The 20219-nt window shown below is 73.5% G+C and carries 21 protein-coding genes; 15 read left to right on the top strand and 6 right to left on the bottom strand.

Going from position 1 to position 20219, the window contains the following annotated elements; all coding sequences use genetic code 11:
• Positions 1-24: 24 nt before the first annotated feature.
• Positions 25-393 (top strand): ArsR/SmtB family transcription factor, encoded by a 369-nt coding sequence (locus tag ACZ4Z4_RS31310; RefSeq protein WP_468334758.1) that lies wholly within the window; start codon positions 25-27, stop codon positions 391-393.
• A 23-nt stretch (positions 394-416) separates the two neighbouring features.
• Here the strand turns inward: ACZ4Z4_RS31310 and ACZ4Z4_RS31305 are convergent, their stop codons facing one another.
• Together ACZ4Z4_RS31305 and ACZ4Z4_RS31300 are read right to left on the bottom strand one after the other, a co-directional pair.
• Positions 417-1655: a carboxylate-amine ligase gene (locus ACZ4Z4_RS31305; RefSeq protein ID WP_468334755.1), complete on the bottom strand. Its 1239-nt coding sequence runs from the start codon at positions 1653-1655 to the stop codon at positions 417-419.
• A 91-nt stretch (positions 1656-1746) separates the two neighbouring features.
• On the bottom strand, positions 1747-2517 hold the full coding sequence (locus tag ACZ4Z4_RS31300; protein WP_468334752.1) for an NAD(P)H-dependent oxidoreductase: 771 nt from the start codon (positions 2515-2517) through the stop codon (positions 1747-1749).
• A gap of 167 nt (positions 2518-2684) precedes the next feature.
• Between ACZ4Z4_RS31300 and ACZ4Z4_RS31295 the strand changes: the two genes are divergently transcribed.
• From ACZ4Z4_RS31295 to ACZ4Z4_RS31285, 3 genes are read left to right on the top strand one after another with little or no spacing between them, the layout of a single operon-like run.
• Complete coding sequence (locus tag ACZ4Z4_RS31295) at positions 2685-2894, top strand: hypothetical protein (protein ID WP_468334749.1); 210 nt, start codon at positions 2685-2687, stop codon at positions 2892-2894.
• Positions 2894-5212 (top strand): heavy metal translocating P-type ATPase, encoded by a 2319-nt coding sequence (locus tag ACZ4Z4_RS31290; RefSeq protein WP_468334746.1) that lies wholly within the window; start codon positions 2894-2896, stop codon positions 5210-5212. Before ACZ4Z4_RS31295 ends, ACZ4Z4_RS31290 begins: the two co-directional genes overlap by 1 nt.
• Positions 5209-5736, top strand: a complete 528-nt coding sequence (locus tag ACZ4Z4_RS31285) for a copper chaperone PCu(A)C (protein WP_468334743.1) — start codon at positions 5209-5211, stop codon at positions 5734-5736. The genes ACZ4Z4_RS31290 and ACZ4Z4_RS31285 overlap by 4 nt, the downstream gene beginning before the upstream one ends.
• Before the next feature lie 21 nt (positions 5737-5757).
• On the opposite strand, the gene ACZ4Z4_RS31280 is transcribed toward ACZ4Z4_RS31285, so the two are convergent.
• Positions 5758-6351: a TetR/AcrR family transcriptional regulator gene (locus tag ACZ4Z4_RS31280; protein WP_468334741.1), complete on the bottom strand. Its 594-nt coding sequence runs from the start codon at positions 6349-6351 to the stop codon at positions 5758-5760.
• 54 nt (positions 6352-6405) lie between these two features.
• On the opposite strand from ACZ4Z4_RS31280, the gene ACZ4Z4_RS31275 reads away from it, so the two are divergent.
• The 8 genes from ACZ4Z4_RS31275 (at position 6406) to ACZ4Z4_RS31240 (ending at position 15572) form a co-directional block, all read left to right on the top strand.
• The gene (locus ACZ4Z4_RS31275) at positions 6406-7380 is read left to right on the top strand and encodes a GNAT family N-acetyltransferase (protein ID WP_468334738.1); all 975 of its coding nucleotides are present in this window, start codon (positions 6406-6408) and stop codon (positions 7378-7380) included.
• Positions 7381-7490: 110 nt separating this feature from the next.
• Positions 7491-8324 carry a M55 family metallopeptidase gene (locus ACZ4Z4_RS31270; RefSeq protein WP_468334736.1) on the top strand — a complete coding sequence of 278 codons (834 nt, stop codon included), beginning with the start codon at positions 7491-7493 and terminating at the stop codon, positions 8322-8324.
• The gene (locus ACZ4Z4_RS31265) at positions 8317-9678 is read left to right on the top strand and encodes a M20/M25/M40 family metallo-hydrolase (protein ID WP_468334733.1); all 1362 of its coding nucleotides are present in this window, start codon (positions 8317-8319) and stop codon (positions 9676-9678) included. Before ACZ4Z4_RS31270 ends, ACZ4Z4_RS31265 begins: the two co-directional genes overlap by 8 nt.
• Before the next feature lie 24 nt (positions 9679-9702).
• Positions 9703-11688: a S9 family peptidase gene (locus ACZ4Z4_RS31260; RefSeq protein ID WP_468334730.1), complete on the top strand. Its 1986-nt coding sequence runs from the start codon at positions 9703-9705 to the stop codon at positions 11686-11688.
• A complete protein-coding gene (locus ACZ4Z4_RS31255; protein ID WP_468334727.1) occupies positions 11685-12629 on the top strand; it encodes a S66 peptidase family protein in 945 nt (314 codons plus the stop codon). The genes ACZ4Z4_RS31260 and ACZ4Z4_RS31255 overlap by 4 nt, the downstream gene beginning before the upstream one ends.
• A gap of 202 nt (positions 12630-12831) precedes the next feature.
• Entirely contained in the window at positions 12832-14592 is a 1761-nt protein-coding gene (locus tag ACZ4Z4_RS31250) for a CocE/NonD family hydrolase (RefSeq protein ID WP_468334724.1), read from the top strand.
• 143 nt (positions 14593-14735) lie between these two features.
• Positions 14736-14984, top strand: coding sequence for a LapA family protein (locus tag ACZ4Z4_RS31245; protein ID WP_468334721.1), 249 nt, complete (start codon positions 14736-14738; stop codon positions 14982-14984).
• A 9-nt stretch (positions 14985-14993) separates the two neighbouring features.
• Positions 14994-15572 (top strand): GNAT family N-acetyltransferase, encoded by a 579-nt coding sequence (locus tag ACZ4Z4_RS31240; protein ID WP_468334718.1) that lies wholly within the window; start codon positions 14994-14996, stop codon positions 15570-15572.
• On the opposite strand, the gene ACZ4Z4_RS31235 is transcribed toward ACZ4Z4_RS31240, so the two are convergent.
• Entirely contained in the window at positions 15561-15902 is a 342-nt protein-coding gene (locus ACZ4Z4_RS31235) for a DUF6204 family protein (RefSeq protein ID WP_468334715.1), read from the bottom strand. The two genes, ACZ4Z4_RS31240 and ACZ4Z4_RS31235, sit on opposite strands and share 12 nt — an antisense overlap.
• 74 nt (positions 15903-15976) lie before the next feature.
• On the opposite strand from ACZ4Z4_RS31235, the gene ACZ4Z4_RS31230 reads away from it, so the two are divergent.
• Positions 15977-16873 carry an arginase family protein gene (locus ACZ4Z4_RS31230; protein WP_468334712.1) on the top strand — a complete coding sequence of 299 codons (897 nt, stop codon included), beginning with the start codon at positions 15977-15979 and terminating at the stop codon, positions 16871-16873.
• 61 nt (positions 16874-16934) lie between these two features.
• Positions 16935-18914, top strand: coding sequence for a DUF5107 domain-containing protein (locus ACZ4Z4_RS31225; protein WP_468334709.1), 1980 nt, complete (start codon positions 16935-16937; stop codon positions 18912-18914).
• 35 nt (positions 18915-18949) lie between these two features.
• Here ACZ4Z4_RS31225 and ACZ4Z4_RS31220 read toward each other — a convergent pair whose 3' ends face one another.
• Positions 18950-19306 (bottom strand): VOC family protein, encoded by a 357-nt coding sequence (locus ACZ4Z4_RS31220; RefSeq protein ID WP_468334706.1) that lies wholly within the window; start codon positions 19304-19306, stop codon positions 18950-18952.
• Between the two features lie 134 nt (positions 19307-19440).
• A complete protein-coding gene (locus ACZ4Z4_RS31215) occupies positions 19441-19518 on the bottom strand; it encodes a 50S ribosomal protein bL37 (RefSeq protein WP_370443954.1) in 78 nt (25 codons plus the stop codon).
• A 148-nt stretch (positions 19519-19666) separates the two neighbouring features.
• Here ACZ4Z4_RS31215 and ACZ4Z4_RS31210 point away from each other — a divergent pair, with 148 nt between their 5' ends.
• Positions 19667-20188 carry a phage holin family protein gene (locus ACZ4Z4_RS31210; protein ID WP_468334703.1) on the top strand — a complete coding sequence of 174 codons (522 nt, stop codon included), beginning with the start codon at positions 19667-19669 and terminating at the stop codon, positions 20186-20188.
• Positions 20189-20219 lie beyond the last annotated feature (31 nt).

The following is a 20219-nucleotide window of genomic DNA, read 5'->3' as shown; positions in this document are numbered from 1 at the left end:
GTGTATGACGAGTAGGATTGCCGCATGGGACACGGAGTCGACAGCGAGATCAGCCCCGCCACACACCTCGACGCGGACTCCGCCGCCACGATCGCCGCCACGCTCCAGGCGCTGGCCACGCCGTCCCGGCTGATGATCCTCAGCAAGCTGCGCCAGGGCCCGTGCGGTGTCGGCGCGCTCGCCGAGGCGGTGGGCATGGAACAGTCGGCGGTCTCCCACCAGTTGCGCCTGCTCCGCGCCCTGGGCCTGGTCACGGGCGCGCGCGAGGGCCGCCGCATCGTCTACAGCCTGTACGACAACCACGTGGCCCAGCTCCTGGACGAGGCCGTCTACCACATCGAGCACCTGCGCCTCGGCGCCCGGGACGCGCCGGCGCGCGGCGACGCACGCTGAAGGACGAACACCGGCCGTAGGCGTCAGTCCAGCACGCCCAACTCCGGATCGGGCCGGTGCCGACCCGCCGCGCGACGGACGCGGCCCGCACCCGCCCCCGCACTCGACCCCGCCCCCGCACTCGACCCCGATCCCGCCCCTGCCCCCGCCCCCGACTCCAGCCCCACCACAGTACGGTCGGCCACATCGTCGACGACGTCGGGAAGGCTGCGCGCCCGCGCGTGGGCGGAGCGCTGGCGTTCGGCCCCGCCGCCGTACGTGACGAGCCGCCGCAGGACCGTGGCCACCTGCTGAAGCTCCCCGTGTGCGGACAGGGCGGGGCGGGCGTGGTCGAGGAGTTGCCGGACCAGATGTGCCGTCGGTACGAGCCGGCGCGTCCGCGGGTCGAGGCTGTGTCCGGTCAGGCCGTCCCGGGCGCAGCGCCAGTACGCGGCGCGCAGCAGGGCGTCGTCCACGGCGGGGCCCGGGTCGCCGCGGCGCACCCGCTCAAGGGCCTGGACGACCAGCGCCCGCACCAGGACGGCAAGCGCCGCGCCCTCCTCGACGCTCGTGGTGACGTCCATCGCCCTGATCTCCACGGTGGGCAGGTGCGCGCACGGGCGTACGTCCCAGTAGAGCGAGCGTTCCCCGTGGGTCGCGCCTGCCACCTGAAGCGAGGCCGCGAGCGCGTCGTAGTGGGCCGCCGAGGAGAAGTAGGGCGGGGGACCGGCCACGGGCCAGCGGGTGGCGCCCAGGGTCCGCCAGCTGCAGTAGCCGCTGTCCCGCTCCTCCCAGAAGGGCGAGTTCGCCGCCAGCGCCACGAGAGTGGGCAGCCACGGCCGCAGGTGGTTGCTGACGAGGACGGCGTGGTCGCGGTCGGGCACCTCCACGTGCACGTGGAGGGCGCAGAAGGCGAAGGTGTCGTACAGCGACCGGAACGTCTCGACCTGGGCGAGGTAGTGCGGGTCGGTGCTGAGCGGCACCGGCGCGCGCATGCCGAGCACGGGTGTGGCGGAGGCGACGAGGCGCAGGCCCTCGTCGGCCGCGGCGCGGGCGACGGCCCGGCGGACGCGCCGCAGCTGGTGCAGGAGTTCGCCCAGCGTCCCGCAGGGCGGTGTCTTGCCCTCCACTTGATACTGGGACACCTCGCCGGTGACGAGGTCCCCGGTCACCGGTTCCAGGCGGGGCAGGACCCGGGAGGCTGCTGCGACGACGGCACGGTGCGAGGCGTCGACGAGGAAGTACTCCTCCTCGACACCGACGGGGGGAAGATGGTCCGCCATACGTGTCGTGTCCTTCGAAGAGGGGGCGGATGAGGCGTGCCCGTCCACCTTCCTCGCCCTCAGCCGCGACGGCGAGTGCGCATGACCGGGCTCAACGGTGCACGCCCACACCGGACATGCCCGGCGCGAGCTCAGGACGCAGCACCAGCTCCTCGTCGTAGGCACCGCCGTTCTCGTGACGGAAGGGCAGCGGATCCGTGGTGTGCAGGGTGCGCAGGCGCTCCCTCAGCCCCGCCGCGCCGCGGGCGTACCCCGCCGCCGTGAGCCGGTCGGCGCCGTACACGACGAACGGCGGCAGCGCGGCCATGCCCGTGTACCAGAACGTGCCGTGCAGCAGCGGGAACAGCACCTGGTCGAGCTGGCCGTGGATGCCGCGCGGCCCGAAGCCGGACTCCCGGGCGCCGACCGAGGTGACGACGAGCGCGCGCTTCCCGGCCAGACCGCCCTCTCCGTACCGCAGGGTGCGCCCGTCGGGCCCCTTGAGGCCGAAGCCGAAGCCCTGGACGAGCACGCGGTCGAACCAGCCCTTGAGGATCGCGGGCGGCCCGAACCACCAGAGGGGAAATTGGAAGACCAGCGTGTCCGCCCACGTGATCTTCTCCTGCTCGCGGCGGATGTCCTCGCTCAACGACCGCTCCGCGTAAGCGCGTTCCTGCTCGGCGCCGACGAGGAGCCGCTCGCGCGACCGGTCGCCGGAGCCGCCGAAGTCGTCGGCGTCCACCACGGCCTTCCAGCCCATGCGGTACAGGTCCGACGTGCGGTGCACGTGGCCGAGCGAGTCCAGCGTGCGCAGCCCTTCGGTCAGCAGGGAGCCGCCCAGCGAGCGGCGTTCCGGATGTGCGAATACCCAGAGAATCTTCATGCCTCCGATCCTGTGCCGCCGCCCCCGCCCACCACGACTGGCCGGATGGCCAGGGCCCGCAAGGATCTGGCCAGTCCTGATCACCGGGGAACTCGACGGCGACCGCGTCCGACTCCTGAAGCGGTGCGGGCCGCCCGGTCCGTGCCTTCGCGCGACCGGGAGCGGAGATGGCTGAGCACCGACCACGGAGATTCGTACCGCCCCCCGCGCTCTGCGGCTTCCTCCTGCTGCTGGTGCTGGTCTTCGCCGCGTCGTACGCCGTGGGGAGGGCGGCCGGACCGGTCGCGCCCGGCATGCACGAGTCGACCACTGACTCCGGGCCGGGCGGCGGCAGCGGCGACGGCGGCGCGGGCGGCACGCACGGCGGAGGCCACTGATGACCACCGGAGCGGCGGACGCCGCCGTCACCACCGATCTGACCATCGGCGGCATGACCTGCGCCGCCTGCGTGAACCGGGTGGAGAAGCGGCTCGGCAGGCTGGACGGCGTGAGCGCGACGGTCAACCTCGCGACCGGCCGCGCCCGGATCAGCCACCCGCCGCACATCACCCCCGACGAACTCGTCGCCTCCGTGGAGCGGGCCGGGTACACGGCGGAGCTGCCCCCGCCGCCCGAGCCGACCGCCGGAGCACGGCCACCGCAGACCCCACCGGACACGGCCGAGCCGACGGAAGTGGGGGCCGCCCGGCAGCGGCAACGGCAGCACCTGCTCGTCACCGCTCTCCTCGCGGCGCCCGTACTCGTCCTCTCCATGGTGCCCGCCCTTCAGTTCCGCAACTGGCAGTGGCTCTGCTTCGCGCTCGCCGCGCCGGTCGCCACCTGGAGCACGTGGCCGTTCCACCTGCGTGCGCTGCGCAACCTGCGGCACTCGGCGGCGACCATGGACACGCTGGTCTCCCTCGGCGTCGCCGCGTCCTTCGGCTGGTCGGCGTACGCGCTCTTCCTCGGCGGCGCGGGCGTCCCCGGCATGACCATGCCGTTCACCCTGCTGCCCGCCGCCGGTGACGGCACCGCGCACGTCTACCTGGAGGCGGCCGTCGGCGTCCCGCTGTTCGTGCTCACCGGGCGCTTCCTGGAGGCACGGGCCCGGCACGGCACCGGCGCCGCCCTGCGCTCCCTCGCCGGGCTCACCGTCAAGGACGTCGCCGTACGGGACGGCGCCACCGAACGCCTCGTACCGCTCGCGCAGTTGGGCGTCGGGCAGGTCTTCGTGGTGCGGCCCGGCGAGCGGGTCGCCGCCGACGGCACCGTCGTGGAGGGCAGCTCCGCCGTGGACCTGTCCCTGGTCACCGGGGAGAGCGACCCCGTCGAGGTCGGGCCGGGCTCCCAGGTCACCGGCGGCGCCGTCAACGCGGGCGGCCTGCTCCTCGTCCGCGCCACGGCCATCGGCGCCGACACGCAACTGGCGCGTATCACCCGCATGGTGACTGAGGCTCAGGCCGGCAAGGCGGGCGCGCAGCGGCTCGCCGACGCGGTGGCGGGCGCGTTCGTGCCGATGGTGCTCGCGCTCGCCGCCACGGTGCTCGGCTTCTGGCTCGGCGCCGGAGCCGACCCGCAGGCGGCCGTCACCGCCTGTGTGGCCGTACTCGTCGTCGCCTGCCCGTGCGCCCTCGGGCTCGCCACGCCCACCGCCCTGCTGGCCGCCACCGGCCGCGGTGCCCAGCTCGGCGTCCTGGTCAGCGGCCCGCAGGCCCTCGAAGCGCTGCGGCACATCGACACCGTCGTCCTGGACAAGACCGGCACCCTCACCTCGGGCCGCATGAGCGTCACCGCGGTCACGGCGGCGCCCGACGGCATCGGGGAGGAGGCGGCGCTGCGGCTCGCCGGGGCCGTGGAGCAGGGCTCGGAACACCCGCTGGGCCGGGCGATCACCTCGTACGCGAGGAAGTCCCCGCCCGCGCGGACGCTGCCGCCGGTGCGGGAGTTCAGCGCGGTCGCCGGGCAGGGCGTCCGCGGCGAGGTGGACGGGCACGTCGTCGAAGTCCGCTCTCCCGGCGACGAGTTGAGCGGAGAGCTCGCTCGTGCGCTGACAGCGGCCGAGGCCGCCGCGCACACCCCCGTCCTGGTCCGCGTGGACGGCGTGCCCCAAGCGGTCGTCGCGGTCGGCGACCTGGTGCGGCCCGGCAGCTACCGCGCCGTGGACCGGCTGCGGCGCCTCGGCGTGCGCCCGGTCCTCGCCACCGGCGACCGCGAGGCCACCGCCCGCGCGGTCGCCGCGCAGCTCGGCATCGAGGACGTGCACGCCCGCTGCACCCCCGAGGACAAGGCCGCCCTCGTACGGGAGGCGAAGGCGCGCGGCCACCGGGTCGCCGTCATCGGCGACGGGGTGAACGACGCGGCGGCGCTGGCCGGCGCCGACCTCGGGATCGCCATGGGCACCGGCACCGACGTGGCCATCGGGGCGGCCGACGTGACGCTGGTGCGCGGCGACATCGAAGCCGTCGCGGACGCGGTCCGGCTCGCCCGGCGCACCCTCGGCACGATCCGCGTCAACCTCCTGTGGGCCTTCGGCTACAACGCCGTCACCGTGCCGCTCGCCGCGGTCGGCCTGCTCAACCCCATGGTCGCCGCCGCGGCGATGTCGGCGAGCTCCCTGCTGGTGGTCGGCAACAGCCTGCGGCTGCGCACCTGGCGGCCCACCCGCGGCCCGTCCCCGGGCGGCCCGCGGCGCGGCACGCGGGGAGGCGCGCGATGACCGGCGAACCGCACCCCTGGAGGCCCGACCGCCACCGGCTCCGCGAGGCCTTCGGCGCCGCGCTCGAACCCCTCGCGGCCTGCGCCGTCGCCCTCGGCCTGCTCACCACTTGGGTCGGGTTCGGCGCCGCGGGCAGCCCGGCCCGCGTCGAGGTGTCCACCGGGACGGTCTTCCGGCCGCAGGGCAACACGGAGGAGACCGCCGCGTTCTTCCGGATCTCCAACACCGGCGGCTCCGACGACACGCTGACCTCGGTGACGTCCCCCGCCTTCGACGACGTGATGCTCAGCCGGTACACGCCCACGGGCCGCGGCGCCGCAGGCATGCGCATGGTGGGCTCCGCCGTCGTACCGGCCGGTGAGGGCCTCACCATGTCCCCGCGCGGCGTGGACATCATGGTGCGCGCGCGGGGCCCGCTCCGCCTCGGCGACCGCATTCCGTTCGTCCTGACCTTCCGGCACGGCGGCACGGTCAGGACGGAAGCGGTGGTGATCCGCCCGTCCGTCTGGACACCGAAGTCCTAGGACGCCCTGGACACCGAAGTCCTACGACGCCGCCACCGAGGCCAGGAAGGTGTCGAGCAGCGCGGTCTGCCGCTCCACGGAGAACCGGTCCGGGTCGAAGAGGGCCTGGACGACGAGGCCGTGGGTGAAGGCGACGGCAGTGGCGGCGAGCTCGTCCACGTCGGCGGTGGCGGGCAGTTCGCCGAGGCCGCGGGCGGCTTCGAGGTGGGGGCGGAGCGTCGCGCGGAGGCGTTCGTAGCGACCGGCCTGCCCGGCGGCGAGCTCGTCGTCGGCGAGGGAGAGGTCCCAGGACCCCACCCAGACGCGGTTGCGGGCTGTGTCGCCCGGGGTCAGCGGCAGGATGTCGAGGAGCATGGCGCGCACGGTGGCGAGGCCGGGGGCGGGCCGCGTCCGGCGCGGCCGCTCCGCCGTGCGCTTCTCCAGCACGTCCAGGGCGTGCGTGAGCAGGGCCCGCTTGGTCGGGAAATAGTGCATCAGCATGCCGGTCGAGACGCCCATCGCGGCGGCGACCGCGCGCAGGGTCAGCCCGCCGAACCCCTTGTCGGCGAGGACCTGCCACACCGCCTCCGATACGTCTTCACGGCGGGCTTCACGGTCTCCGGGTGCGGGCGGCATGCTGCTACCTTACGTACCGAACGCTTGTTACGCACCCATGAGAGCGAGACTGCCGTGTTCACTGTGCCGCTCGGCGACCGTGCCCTGCTCCGCCCGCTGGAGCCCTGGCACGCACCGGAATTCCTCGCGCACATCGACCGCGCGAGGCCCACCGTCGACCCGTGGATACCCTGGGCGACCCTCAGCACCGACCTCGACTCCGCCACGGCCACCCTCCAGCGCTACGCCGACAGCCTGGCCGCGGACACCGGCCGCCTCTACGGCATCTGGCTGGACGGCACCCTGGTCGGCGGCGTGATGTTCACCCGCTTCGACGCCGGCACCGGGGTGTGCGAGATCGGCTGCTGGCTGGAGCGGGCCGCGGAGGGCCGCGGCCTGGTGACGCGGGCCTGCCGGCAGCTGATCGACTGGGCGTTCGGTGAACGCGGCATGAGCCGTGTCGAGTGGTGGGCGGGGTCCGGCAACACGCGCAGCACCGAGGCCGCACGCCGCCTCGGCATGACCCGCGAGGGCGTGCTGCGGCAGCGCTACCCGCACCGGGGGGTACGCCAGGACAGCGAGGTCTGGGCGGTCCTGCGCGAGGAGTGGCCGCCCACCGGGGAGGCGTCCGGCGCCGGCGTCCAGGCCGAACTCGACCGCCTGATGGGCGTGTTCATCGGCGCCTTCACCAACACCGGCGGCCGCGTGCCGGACCTCGGCGTGATCAGGGACGTCTTCGTCCCGGAGGGCAGGATCATCGCGAACGTCGGGGACGAACCGGTGATCCACGACCTGGACGCGTTCATCGAACCCCGGCAGAAGATGCTCACCGACGGGACGCTGACGGAGTTCTCGGAGTGGGAGGTCTCCGCGCGCACCGAGATCTTCGGCTCGGTCGCCCACCGGTTCAGCGCCTACCGCAAGTCCGGCCGCCACCACGGCGAGCGGTTCGAGGGCTCCGGCCACAAGACCACCCAGTACCTCAGGACCCCGGCGGGCTGGCGCATGGCGTCACTGGCCTGGGACGACGCGCCCGCCGACAGCGCCTGATAATCGGCCCCCCTCCCCGTCTACACTCGCGCTGCGCACCTGATGGCAGTGTGAGCCGTATGGCACTGTGAGCTGTTTGGTGCGCCGAGCCGAGGGGAGGGGAGAGGGTTATGAAGATCCTCATCAGCGCCGACATGGAGGGCGCCACCGGCGTGACCTGGCCGGCCGACGTGCTGCCCGGGACCCCGCAGTGGGAGCGCTGCCGGTCCCTGTTCACCTCGGACGTCAACGCAGCCGTGCTCGGGTTCTTCGACGGCGGCGCCGACGAGGTCCTCATCAACGAAGCGCACTGGACCATGCGCAATCTGCTCCTGGAGGAGCTGGACGACCGCGTGGAGATGCTCACCGGGCGCCACAAGTCGCTCTCCATGGTGGAGGGCGTGCAGCACGGCGACGTGGACGGCATCGCGTTCCTCGGATACCACGCGGGCGCCGGCATGGAGGGCGTCCTCGCGCACACCTACCTCGCCAACCAGATCACCGGCGTGTGGCTCAACGGCGTCCGGGCCAGCGAGGGACTGCTCAACGCGCACGTCGTCGCCGAGTACGGCGTCCCCGTCGTGCTCGTCACCGGCGACGACCTGGCCTGCGAGGACGCCCTCGGCTACGCGCCGGGCGCGCTCAAGGTCGCCGTCAAGGACCACGTCTCGCGGTACGCGGCGGTCTGCCGCACCCCGGCCCGCACCGCCGCCGACATCCGCGCCGCCGCGAAGGAGGCCGCCCCGCTCGCCGTACGCCACGAGCCGGTGGCCGCCGGGCCCTTCACCGTGGAGGTCGAGTTCGACGCCGAGCACCTCTCCATGGCGGCGACCGTGGTGCCGGGCGTGCGCCGTACGGGGGAGCGGAAGGTCGCGTACGACAGCGAGACCATGTACGAGGGGATCCGTACCTTCAAGGCGGTTACGACGATCGCCTCTGCCGCCGTGGAGGAGCAGTATGGCTAGCCAGCAGACCGAGGTGACGGAGCAGGAGCCCGACGACACCGTGGACGCGCGGGCCCTCGACGAGGTCGTGACGTTCACCTCCGAGCTCATCCGCATCGACACCACCAACCGCGGCGGCGGCGACTGCCGCGAGCGGCCCGCCGCCGAGTACGCCGCCGAACGCCTCGCCGACGCGGGCCTCGAGCCCGTGCTCCTGGAGCGCACCCCCGGCCGCACCAACGTCGTCGCCCGCATCGAGGGCACCGACCCGGGCGCCGACGCGCTGCTCGTCCACGGCCACCTGGACGTGGTGCCCGCCGAGGCCGCCGACTGGAGCGTCGACCCGTTCTCCGGGGAGATCCGCGACGGCGTCGTCTGGGGCCGCGGCGCGATCGACATGAAGAACATGGACGCGATGATCCTGTCCGTGGTCAGGATGTGGGCCCGCGCCGGGGTGCGACCGCGCCGCGACCTCGTCATCGCCTTCACCGCCGACGAGGAGGCCAGCGCCGCCGACGGCTCCGGATTCCTCACCGAACAGCACGCCGGGCTCTTCGATGGCTGCACGGAAGGCATCAGCGAGTCGGGCGCGTTCACCTTCCACGACGGCCGGGGCAACCGGATCTACCCCATCGCGGCGGGGGAGCGCGGCACCGGCTGGCTCAAGCTCACCGCGCGGGGCAAGGCCGGCCACGGCTCCAAGGTCAACCACTCCAACGCGGTCAGCAGGCTGGCCGGCGCCATCACCCGCATCGGCGAGCACCGCTGGCCGGTCCGGCTCACCCCGACCGTGCGCGCCTGTCTCGTCGAACTGGCCGCGCTCTATGGCCTGGAGACCGACCCGGACGCGCCGGGCTACGACGTGGACGCCTTCCTGGAGAAGCTCGGGCCGACCGCCGACCTGGTCGCCCCGACGGTCCGCAACAGCGCCAACCCGACGATGCTCCAGTCGGGTTACAAGGTCAATGTGATCCCTGGTGAGGCAGTGGCGTACGTGGACGGCCGCTTTCTGCCCGGCGGCGAGGAAGAGTTCCGCCGCACGCTTGACCGGCTCACCGGCCCTGACGTCGACTGGGAGTTCCACCACCGCGAGGTGGCGCTCCAGGCGCCGGTCGACTCGCCGACGTACGCGCGCATGCGGGCGGCCGTCGAGGAGTTCGCGCCGGAGGGCCACGTCGTGCCGTACTGCATGTCGGGCGGCACGGACGCCAAGCAGTTCTCGCGACTCGGCATCACCGGCTACGGCTTCTCGCCGCTGAGGACACCGGAGGGCTTCGACTACCAGGCGTTGTTCCACGGAGTCGACGAGTGTGTGCCCGTCGACGCACTGCACTTCGGCGTCCGCGTCCTCGACCGCTTCCTGCGGACGGCCTAGCGAAAAATGGGGGAAGAGAAGGACATGACGCAGACCCGGGCGTACGGATCATGGCCGTCGCCGATCGACGCCGAGCTCGCCGCCACCCACGACGGCGCTCCGGCGTACGTGGGCTTCGTCGGCGCCGAGACCTGGTGGACCGAGCCGCGCCCCACCGAGGCGGGCCGGCGCGCGCTGGTGCGGCGGCTGCCCGACGGCGAGGAGCGCACGGTGCTCCCCGCCCCGTGGAACGTGCGCAGCCGCGTCGTCGAGTACGGCGGCCGCGCCTGGGCCGGCGCCGAGCGCCCCGAGGGACCCCTGGTGGTCTTCGTCGACTTCGCCGACCAGCGCCTGTACGCGTACGAGCCCGACGCCCCCGAGGCCGAACCGAGACCCCTGACCCCGGTCTCGGCCGTCGGCGGCGGACTGCGCTGGGCCGACCCGGTGCTCCACATCGACCGCGGCGAAGTCTGGTGCGTCCTGGAGGAGTTCACCGGCGAAGCACCCACCGACCTGCGGCGCGTCATCGCCGCCGTGCCGCTCGACGGGTCGGCGGCCGAGGACCGCGCCGCCGTGCGCGAACTGTCCGACGGCAGGAACCGGTTCGTCACCGGGCCCCGCCTGTCGCCCGACGGCGCCCACGTCGCCTGGATCGGCTGGGACCACCCCCGCATGCCGTGGGACGGCACGGAACTGACGCTCGCCGACGTGCGCGACGACGGCACCTTCGGTGCGCCGCGGACCCTCGCCGGCGGCCCCGACGAGTCCGTCGTACAGGTCGAATGGGCCCACGACGGACGGCTGTTGTTCTCCAGCGACCGCACCGGCTGGTGGAACCTGTACCGGGCCGACCCCGGCACCGCCGATGTACGGCCGCTCTGCCCCCGCGAGGAGGAGTTCGCCGGGCCCCTGTGGCAGATCGGCCTGAACTGGTTCGCCCCGCTGGAGAGCGGACTGATCGCCGTCGTGCACGGCAAGGGCGCCACCGCACTCGGCATACTCGACCCCGAGACGGGCGAGGTCGTCGACTCGGCGGGCCCCTGGACGGAGTGGGCGTCCACCGTCGCCGCGCACGGGACGCGCGTGATCGGCGTCGCCGCCAGCCCCCGCAGCGCGTACGAGGTCGTGGAGCTGGACACCTGCACCGGCCACGCCCGCGTCATCGGCGCCGCCCACGACGACCCGGTCGACCCCACGTACTATCCGGAACCGCAGATCCGCACCTTCTACGGCCCGGAGGGGCGCGAGATCCACGCGCACATCTACCCGCCGCACCACCCCGGCCACACCGCGCCGGACGACGAGCTGCCGCCCTACGTGGTGTGGGCGCACGGTGGCCCCACCGGCCGCTCGCCCCTCGTGCTCGACCTGGCCGTCGCCTACTTCACCTCGCGCGGCATCGGCGTCGCCGAGGTCAACTACGGCGGCTCCACCGGGTACGGGCGCGCCTACCGCGACCGGCTGCGCGAGCAGTGGGGCATCGGCGACGTCGAGGACTGCGCGGCCGTCGCCCTCGGCCTCGCCGACGAGGGCACCGCCGACCGGGCCCGGCTAGCGATCCGCGGCGGCAGCGCGGGCGGCTGGACCGCCGCCGTCTCCCTGACCAGCACCGATGTCTACGCCTGCGGGACCATCATCTATCCCGTGCTCGACCTCGCCGCGTTCGCGTCGGGGGAGACCCACGACCTCGAATCGCGGTATCTGGAGTCACTCGTCGGCCGGCTCGACGAGGTCCCGGGGCGGTACGCGGAGCGCTCGCCCGTGCTGCACGCCGAGCTGATCACCACCCCGTTCCTGCTGCTCCAGGGGCTCGACGACGTGGTCTGTCCGCCCGCACAGTCCGAACGGTTCCTCGCCAGGATGGCCGGCCGCGGCGTTCCGCACGCCTACATCGCCTTCGAGGGCGAGGGGCACGGGTTCCGGCGCGCCGACACCATGGTCCGCGCGCTGGAGGCCGAACTCTCCCTGTACGCGCAGGTGTTCAGGATCGACCTCGCGGGCCGTGTGCCCACCCTGGAGCTCGCCAAGTGATACCTCTCGCGCGGCCCGCCCGCCTCACCCCCGGCGCGCGGGTCGCCGTCGTCGCGCCGAGCGGACCCGTCCCCGACGACCAGCTCGAAGCGGGCCTCGACATCCTGCGCGGCTGGGACCTGGACCCCGTGGTCGCACCCCATGTGCGCGAGCGCCACCCGGAGTTCTGGTACCTCGCGGGAACGGACGCCGACCGCGCGCGCGACCTGGAGCGGGCCTGGTGCGACCCGTCCGTGGCCGCCGTGTTCTGCGCCCGGGGCGGGTACGGCGCCCAGCGGATGGTGGACCTCGTCGACTGGGCGGCGCTGCGGGCGGCGACACGGGCCACCGGGCCCAAGGTGTTCCTCGGCTACAGCGACATCACCGTCCTGCACGAGGCCTTCGCCACGCGGCTCGGCGTCGCCACCCTGCACGGCCCGATGACCGCCACGATCGACTTCCTCAAGAACGCGCGGGCCCAGGAACACCTGCGCACGACGCTCTTCGCGCCGGAGGAGACCCGGGTCGTCCGGACGGCGGCCCCGGACACGGCGCCGCTGACCGGCGGCCGCGCCAGGGGCGTCACGCTCGGCGGCTGTGTGTCGCTGCTCGCCGCCGACCTCGGCACACCCGTGGCGCGGGCCTCCGCCCGCGGCGGCCTGCTCTTCATCGAGGACACCGGCGAGGAGGCGTACCGCCTCGACCGGATCCTCACCCAGCTCCTGCGCGCCCGCTGGCTGGACGGCGTGGCGGGGATCGCGCTGGGTTCGTGGCAGAGGTGCGGGGCGCGGGACGAGCTGCGGGCGCTCTTCTCGGACCGGCTCGGCGGGCTGGGTGTGCCGGTGGTCGAGGAGTTCGGGTTCGGGCACTGCGAGGGGGCGCTGACGGTGCCGTTCGGGGTGGCGGGGGAGCTGGACGCGGAGGCGGGGACGTTGACGCTGGATGAGCCCGCGCTGGTCTGAGGGGCGCCGCCGGGCGGAGGGCGTCTCCCGGCGCCGGCGCACGGAATCTCCGTGCAGATCGACGCCGGTGCACGGAACCTCCGTACAGAAACCGCCGACACAGGCATTGACCTATACATGACACGTGTCACAGCATGACTCCGGCCGGTACTTACCGGTCGGTAGTCGCCGGTCGTCGGCCGCCCTCAGCGTGGAGGTCCCCTTGTCCCGTCGCCGTGCCCTGACCCTCGCCACCGCGGCCGTGCTCGCCGCGCCGCTCGCCCTCACCGCCCCGGCGAGCGCCACGGGCCAGTACACCGTCACCGCCCTGAAGTTCACCGTCCAGGCGGGCGGCAGGAGCTGCACGGTCGACGCCGACCTGTACCGGCCCGCCGGTGTCGACGCCGCGCACCCCGCGCCGGCCGTGCTCACCACCAACGGCTTCGGCGGCAACAAGTCCGACGGGACCGCCGCCACCGGGAAGGCCTTCGCCGAGCGCGGCTACGTCTCGCTCGTCTACTCCGGACTCGGATTCGGCAAGTCGGGGTGCCTCATATCCCTGGACGACCCCGAGATCGACGGCAGAGCCGCGTCCGGGCTCATCGACTTCCTCGGCGGCAAGCGGGCCGCCGACGACGGGACGAGGGCCGACTACGTCACCACCGACGGCAAGGGCGACCCGCGCGTCGGCATGATCGGCGGCTCGTACGGCGGGGCCGTCCAGCTGGCGACCGCCGCCGTCGACCACCGGGTCGACGCACTCGTCCCCATGATCACCTGGAACGACCTCGCCTACTCCCTCGACCCCAACAACGCGGCCGACCGCAGCGTCCCCGGCGCCGCCAAGTGGCAGTGGATGAACGGCTTCTACCTCATCGGCGAGGGACAGCCGCTGCTCGTCCCCAACCTGGACCCGTCCCGCATCAACCGCCTCGACTGCCTGCACTTCGTCACCAAGGCCTGCGAGACGATCCGCACCCTCAACTCCGGCCGCTACCCCGCCGACCGGACCAAGGAGCTCCAGGAGTTCGCACGCGGCGTCTCCCCGGTCTCCTACCTGCACAAGGTGAAGGCCCCGACGCTCCTCGTCCAGGGCCAGGCCGACAGCCTCTTCAACCTCAACGAGGCCGAGGCGACGTACCGGACCCTCAAGAACCAGGGGACCACGGCCAAGATGATCTGGCAGTCCTGGGGGCACAGCGGCGGCACGACCGACCCCGCGTCCGGGGAACTCAACCTCGAACAGGGGAACTTGGAGACGTCGTACGTGGGCAAGCGCATCCTCGCCTGGTTCGACCGCTACCTCCACCTGAAGAAGAACACCGACACCGGACCCGCCTTCGCCTACTACCGCGACTGGATCACCGACCCGGGCGACACCTACGCGACCGCGCCCGAAGTGCCCGCCCTCAGCGGCAGGTTCTACCTCTCCGGCGACGGCAAGCTCGTCGACGACCGGAAGAAGGTGGCCCGCGGCAGCCGCGAGTACCGCAACTGGCTGATCCCCACCAGCCACTCGGAGTCCTCGCTCGCCGGGATGATCGGCCTGCCCGACCCGCAGCCGCACGACACCAGGGGCACCTACCTCGACTGGACGACCGAGCCCTTCACCGGCCCGGTGGACGTCGTCGGCGCGCCCAGGGCGACGCTGAAGGTCCGCTCGCCGCGGACCGAGCGCGTGCAGCACTCCGGGGACGCCGCCGACAAGCTCGTCCTCTTCGCCAAGCTGTACGACGTCGCCCCCGACGGCAGGAAGACCCTCGTCCACCGCCTCGTCGCGCCCGTACGGGTGCCGGACGTCACGAAGCCGTTCACGGTCTCACTGCCCGGCATCGTGCACCGCTACGAGAAGGGCCACCGGTTGCAGTTCGTGGTGGCGGCGAGCGACGGGGCGTACGGCGGCAACAAGGGCGTCAAGCCGGTGACCGTCACCAGCGCCCCCGACGACACCGGCGTCCTCGACCTGCCGGTCGTCGACCACTGAGCGGTACGACCCTCCGCCGCCGACGTCACCCGTACGGCCCACCGCCCCGCCCCGGAGGCACCCCACCGCGCGCGCTCCGCTCCCCGGCTGCCCATGCTGGGGGCGGGGGAGGCCGGCGTACCTCCGACGGAAGGGTCCACACCATGAGCCCCAACACCTCCACGGGCGGCCCCAGGGGCGGCGGCCGGGACGGCGGGCTGCTGACACCCGGCAGGGTGACCGTCGCCGCGCTCGTCGTCCTCACCCTCGTCTTCATCTTCGAGAACACCCGCAGCACCAAGATCCGCCTGCTCATCCCCGAAGTGACCATGCCCCTGTGGACGGCGCTCCTCGGCACGGGGCTCATCGGCGCCCTGTGCGGGGCGTACTTCATGCGCAGGCGCCGCGGGTAGCGTGAGGCGATGCCCGCCCATGCCGCTCCCCTCGCCGAAGGCCCGCTCGCCGAAGGCCCCCGCGTGGCCCTGCGCCACATCACCCCCGCCGACGGCCCCGAGTTCACCGCGCGTGCCCGCGAGAGCCGCGAGCTGCACCACCCCTGGCTCTTCCCGCCGTGCACGGACGACGCCTACCGCGACTACGTCCGGCCGCTCGTCGAGGACCCGGCCCGCGCCGGCCTCCTGGTCTGCGAGCGCGACAGCGGGGACATCGCCGGGTACATCAACATCAACAACATCGTCCGCGGCGCCTTCCGCTGCGGCGCCCTCGGCTACGGCGCCTTCGCGCACGCGGCCGGACGGGGGCTGATGAGCGAGGGACTCGGACTCGTCCTTGCGTACGCCTTCGGGGACTTCGGGCTGCACCGCCTGGAGGCCAACATCCAGCCGGGCAACGCCGCGTCCCTCGCCCTGGTCCGCCGCGCCGGCTTCCGCCTGGAGGGCTTCTCGCCGGACTTCCTCCACATCGACGGGGCCTGGTGCGACCACGAACGCTGGGCGATCACCGCCGGCATGGTGCGGCCCGGCGGGCCGTCAGCGGCGTGACGGCTTGCGGTTGATCTTCATGGTGTCCATGTCCGTCACCGTGGACCTCAGCTCGCGGAAGCCGTGCCCCAGACCGGTGAGGAGGAGCTCCGCCTTCTCCTCGGCGAGCGCCGCCGCCATCTCCTCGCCGTCCTCGGCGTCCGAGACCACCACGAAGCGGCAGGAGAAGTGGAGCAGCGCGCGATCGTAGGCGAGCGTGCCCTCCGGCGTGAACTTCATTTGCGCCAAACCGTGTTGGTCGGCCTCGGCGAGCAGCGCGGCCCTCGACGCGTCGCTCAACGCGTCCCACCTGCCCCGCACGATCACACGGTAGGTGTGCTGCGTGCCCATACTTCCGCCCCGCTCTTCCGTTCGCCCCACAACAGTGTTGAAAGGGTCAGCGTACGTCGCGGAGGATGGGCGGCATGCGGAATATCGTGGTCGTCGACGCCCCCTCCAACCTGGGCCTGCGCCCGCCCGGCCCCGGCACCGTGCCCGGCTGCTACAAACTGGCCGGCGCCCTGCGGGAGCGCGGCCTGTTGCGCCGCCTCTCGGCCCTCGAAGGCGGCGTCGTGGTGCCGCCCCGCTACGACCGCGGGGAGTGGCAGGAGGGCGACGGCGTCTTCCACGCGGACGCCATCGCCACGTACACCCGCCGTCTCGCCGACCGCATCGAACACCACGTACGTGCCGAGGACTTCGTCGTCGTCCTCGGCGGGGACTGCTCGATCCAGCTGGGTGCCGCGCTGGCGCTGCGCCGCATCGGGCGGTACGGGCTCGCGGCCCTGGACGGCTCCGCCGACTTCCGGCACCCCGGCAACTCCGACCGGATCGGCGCCGCGGGCGGCGAGGAGCTCGCCCTCGCGACGGGCCGCGGCCAGCGGGACCTCACCGACCTGGAGGGGCTGCGGCCCTACCTGCGCGACGAGGACGTATGCCTCTTCGGGCTGCGTGACGGCGACGAGGACCGCGCCGAGTTCACCACCCTGAAGATCGCCAACGCGACCGTCGGCGAGCTCAGGAAGTGGGGCGCGGAGAACGTCGCCCGCGCGGTCGTACAGACCCTGGAAGTGCCTGAACTCAACGGTTTCTGGGTGCACTTGGACGCTGACATCCTCGACCCGTCGGTGATGCCCGCCGTCGACAGCCCCGACCCGGGCGGCCTGTTCGCCGACGAACTCCTCGACCTGCTGCGGCCGTTCGTGCGCTCCCCGCGCTGCGTCGGCCTCAACGTCACCATCTACGACCCGGACCTCGACCCGGACGGCAAGGCGGGTGACCTGCTCACCGACGTGATCGTGTCGGCCCTCGTCCCGTCCTGAGCGGCCGCCCCGCGATCCTGGCCGGGGATGCCTCTGGTCGCCGCCCCGCCGACCGTGTTCCATGGTGATCGTGAAGACCACCGTGCGACGCGACGTACTGACCCTGCCCGCCGCCGGGACGGGGCCCGAGAACCCGCTGCCGCCCCTGCTGCCGCTGCGGCAGCCGCACACCCTCGACGAGCGCGCCAAGGAAGGGCTGCCGCGCGACATGGCACGGCAGCTCGGATACGAGCCGCTGAGCTCCCCGCTGCCCACCCGGATCCTCGACGGATACGGCCGCGAGCGCACCGACACGGCGCTCGACGTGCTCGTCGTCGAGAACGACCGGCTGCGCGCCACCGTCCTGCCCGGGTACGGCGGCCGCGTCCACTCGCTCCTGCACAAGCCGACCGGGCGCGAACTGCTGTACCGCAACCCCGTGGTGCAGCCCGCCGCGTTCGCGCTCAACGGCGCGTGGACATCCGGCGGCATCGAGTGGAACATCGGCGCCACCGGCCACACCACCCTCTCCTGCGCCCCCGTGCACGCGGCCCGCGTCCTGGCACCCGACGGCGGCGAGATGCTGCGCCTGTGGGAGTGGGAACGGCTGCGCGACCTGCCCTTCCAGGTGGACCTGTGGCTGCCCGAGGGGTCCGACTTCCTGCACGTCGGCGTCCGGATCCGCAATCCGCACGAGAGGCCCGCGCCCGTCTACTGGTGGTCGAACATCGCGGTGCCCGAGGACCGCAGGATCCTCGCCCCCGCCGACGAGGCCTGGCACCTCGCCCACCGGGCCGGCGGCTTCCGACGCGTGCCCGTGCCGGAGTCCGACGGCGCCGACCGGACGTACCCGCTGCGCAGCGAGCACGCCGCCGAGTACTACTACGACCTGCCGGACGGCGAGCGCCGGTGGATCGCCGCGGTCGACGAGACCGGGCACGGGCTCGTCCAGACCTCCACGGACCTGCCGCGCGGCCGCAAGCTCTTCCTCTGGGGCACGGGCACCGGAGGGCGCCGCTGGCAGGAATGGCTCACCGAACCGGGCACCGGAGGCTACGCGGAGATCCAGTCGGGCCTCGCCCGCACCCAGCTGGAACACGTCCGCCTGGAGGCCGAGAGCGAGTTCAGCTGGCTGGAGTCGTACGGTCCGCTGACCGCGTCCGCCGACCGCGTGCACGGCGAGTGGGCGGGCGCGCGGGCCGAGGTCGCCGCGCGGCTCGGCGACGCGCTGCCGAGGGAAGCCGTGGACGCGGCTCACGCGGCGTGGCTGACCGCCGCCGACACCGAGCCCGGCGACGTGCTCGCCGTGGGCTCGGGCTGGGGCGCGCTCGAAGTCCTGCGCGCCCACCACAAGTTGCCCGGCACGCCCTTCCCGGAGTCGACGCTCGGCCCCGAGCAGGAGCCGTGGCTGGAGCTGCTGCGCTCGGGCGCCGTCCCCGAGCCGCGCGAGGTCGCCCCGCCAGGGGCCACGCTGGTCGCGCGGCACTGGCGCGACATGCTGGAGACCGCGCCCGCGCGGCCGGTCGCCGAGTACCACCTGGGCGTCGCGCAGTGGCACGCGGGCGACCGCGCCCAGGCCGTGCGCAGCTGGGAGCGCGGTCTCGAACTTGCCACCTCCCGCTGGCCGTTGCTGCGCTGCCTCGCCGTCGCCGACCACGCAGGGGGCAACACCGAGCGGGCCGCCGACCGGTATGCGGCCGCCTTCGACGACCTGTGCCGGGAGCGGCCCGACGACGGCCCCGCCTGGATCGCGGCCACCACGGCGCTCGGCAGGGAGGCGATCACCGCGCTGCTCGCCGCGCACCGCACGGAAGCGGCCCGCGCAATCTGGGACCGCCTGGACGCGACGACCCGCGCCGAGGGCCGCTTCCGCCTCCTGGAGGCACAACTGCTGCATGCGGAGGGCGACTTGGCGGGCGTGCGCGCCGTCTTCGAGTCCGGCTTCGAGGCGGCGGACCTGCGGGAGGGGGCGGAGACGCTGGGCGACCTGTGGACGGCGGCGACGGGCGAGGAGGTACCGGCGCGGTACGACTTCCGGATGCGGCCGGATCACACTCCGTAGGCCACGCCGGCGCGTGGGTTCCGGCGCCGCCCGGGTCAGCCGCCGGTGACGCGGCGGTCCGCGTACTCGAAGACGGAGCCGTCCGGGTGCATCGCGATGAGGTTGCGCCCCGCCGGGGTGGGGACCGGGCCCGCGACGACCCGCGCCCCGGAGGCGTTCAGGATCGTGTACGCCTCGTCGACGTCCTCGACCGCGATGGTCGCCGCGACCTTGCGCAGCACCTCCAGCTCGTGCTCCGGGCCGCTCATCAGCAGGAAGCAGCCGACCGCGGCGACGGAGACGCCGCCGCGTTCGAAGCGCATGGCCTTGCCGCCCGCGAGCCGTTCGTAGAACGCGACGGAGGACTCCAGGTCCTCGACGCAGATCCGCAGCGTGGTTCCCAGGATCTCCATGGTCGGAACGATTTCATGATTGCCCGTTCGGCCGCCACCGCCTCCGGCGAGAAGAGCACCCGACTCCGTTCCGCGCCGGACACGTCGGAGGGCGGCACCGTGCGGTGCCGCCCTCCGTTCGCCGTGCGCTGTCCTCAGGACTGGGGACGGCTGCCGTGGTTCGCGCCGTTCTTGCGGCGGGCCTTCTTCTTGCGGCGTCGCTTCGAGGACATGGGTACCTCCGTGGTTCCGATGGTGCTTCCCGGGTGCGAATCCGGACGATCACGCCCCGCCTACCCTAGGGGAAAACCGGTCATGGTGTGTCCCGCGTCACGTGCGGCCGCCGGGCCATGTTCTCGGCGGAGCGGGTACCCGGCCGCCATGACTGGCCCCGATAAACCACTGACTGCCCCCGAGAAAACACTGACCGGCTCCGAGAAACCCCTGACCGGCCTCGACAAAGGTCTGACCGACGAACTGGTCCGGACGATCCGCGCCGAGCTCCGGGAAGAGCTGCGCGAGCAGACGAGAAAACAGCGGCGCAAGGCCACGCTGTACGCCGCGTCCGGCGCCGCCGCCCTCTACGCGGGCGCGGCGGCGGCCCTGGCCATCGGCCTCGTCATCGACCTCGGCCTGCCCGACTGGGCTGCGGCCCTCATCGTGGCGGCCCTCCTCGGCGCGGCGGCGGTCCTGCTGCGCAACGCGGCGCGGCCGCGGCCGTCCCGGGACGCCCGTGACGCCGGGGCGCCCGGCGCCGGTACGCTGCCCGAGCCGGGCGGCAGCGGACCCGCCGCCCCCGCGGCCCCGCCCGGCGGACTCGGCGTCCCCGACGCCCCGCCGATGCCCCCCACCGCGCCGCCGGCCCCCACGACCCCGCCGCGCCGTGACAGCCGTGACACCTGAACTCGACGTGACACCTGAACCCGAAAGGGTT

This window comes from Streptomyces sp. NPDC030245, assembly GCF_055572995.1.
The sequence above is the reverse complement of the archived record's forward strand: the minus strand, read 5'-3'. Positions and strand labels throughout refer to the sequence as shown.

Coding starts and splice junctions, on each gene's coding strand:
- ACZ4Z4_RS31245 (WP_468334721.1), top strand. CDS start 14,736: ATGAGCCCCAACACCTCCACGGGCGGCCCCAGGGGCGGCGGCCGGGAC.
- ACZ4Z4_RS31290 (WP_468334746.1), top strand. CDS start 2,894: ATGACCACCGGAGCGGCGGACGCCGCCGTCACCACCGATCTGACCATC.
- ACZ4Z4_RS31300 (WP_468334752.1), bottom strand. CDS start 2,517: ATGAAGATTCTCTGGGTATTCGCACATCCGGAACGCCGCTCGCTGGGC.
- ACZ4Z4_RS31210 (WP_468334703.1), top strand. CDS start 19,667: ATGACTGGCCCCGATAAACCACTGACTGCCCCCGAGAAAACACTGACC.
- ACZ4Z4_RS31260 (WP_468334730.1), top strand. CDS start 9,703: ATGACGCAGACCCGGGCGTACGGATCATGGCCGTCGCCGATCGACGCC.
- ACZ4Z4_RS31285 (WP_468334743.1), top strand. CDS start 5,209: ATGACCGGCGAACCGCACCCCTGGAGGCCCGACCGCCACCGGCTCCGC.
- ACZ4Z4_RS31280 (WP_468334741.1), bottom strand. CDS start 6,351: ATGCCGCCCGCACCCGGAGACCGTGAAGCCCGCCGTGAAGACGTATCG.
- ACZ4Z4_RS31305 (WP_468334755.1), bottom strand. CDS start 1,655: ATGGCGGACCATCTTCCCCCCGTCGGTGTCGAGGAGGAGTACTTCCTC.
- ACZ4Z4_RS31235 (WP_468334715.1), bottom strand. CDS start 15,902: ATGGGCACGCAGCACACCTACCGTGTGATCGTGCGGGGCAGGTGGGAC.
- ACZ4Z4_RS31230 (WP_468334712.1), top strand. CDS start 15,977: ATGCGGAATATCGTGGTCGTCGACGCCCCCTCCAACCTGGGCCTGCGC.
- ACZ4Z4_RS31295 (WP_468334749.1), top strand. CDS start 2,685: ATGGCTGAGCACCGACCACGGAGATTCGTACCGCCCCCCGCGCTCTGC.
- ACZ4Z4_RS31220 (WP_468334706.1), bottom strand. CDS start 19,306: ATGGAGATCCTGGGAACCACGCTGCGGATCTGCGTCGAGGACCTGGAG.
- ACZ4Z4_RS31270 (WP_468334736.1), top strand. CDS start 7,491: ATGAAGATCCTCATCAGCGCCGACATGGAGGGCGCCACCGGCGTGACC.
- ACZ4Z4_RS31310 (WP_468334758.1), top strand. CDS start 25: ATGGGACACGGAGTCGACAGCGAGATCAGCCCCGCCACACACCTCGAC.
- ACZ4Z4_RS31225 (WP_468334709.1), top strand. CDS start 16,935: ATGGTGATCGTGAAGACCACCGTGCGACGCGACGTACTGACCCTGCCC.
- ACZ4Z4_RS31265 (WP_468334733.1), top strand. CDS start 8,317: ATGGCTAGCCAGCAGACCGAGGTGACGGAGCAGGAGCCCGACGACACC.
- ACZ4Z4_RS31240 (WP_468334718.1), top strand. CDS start 14,994: ATGCCCGCCCATGCCGCTCCCCTCGCCGAAGGCCCGCTCGCCGAAGGC.
- ACZ4Z4_RS31215 (WP_370443954.1), bottom strand. CDS start 19,518: ATGTCCTCGAAGCGACGCCGCAAGAAGAAGGCCCGCCGCAAGAACGGC.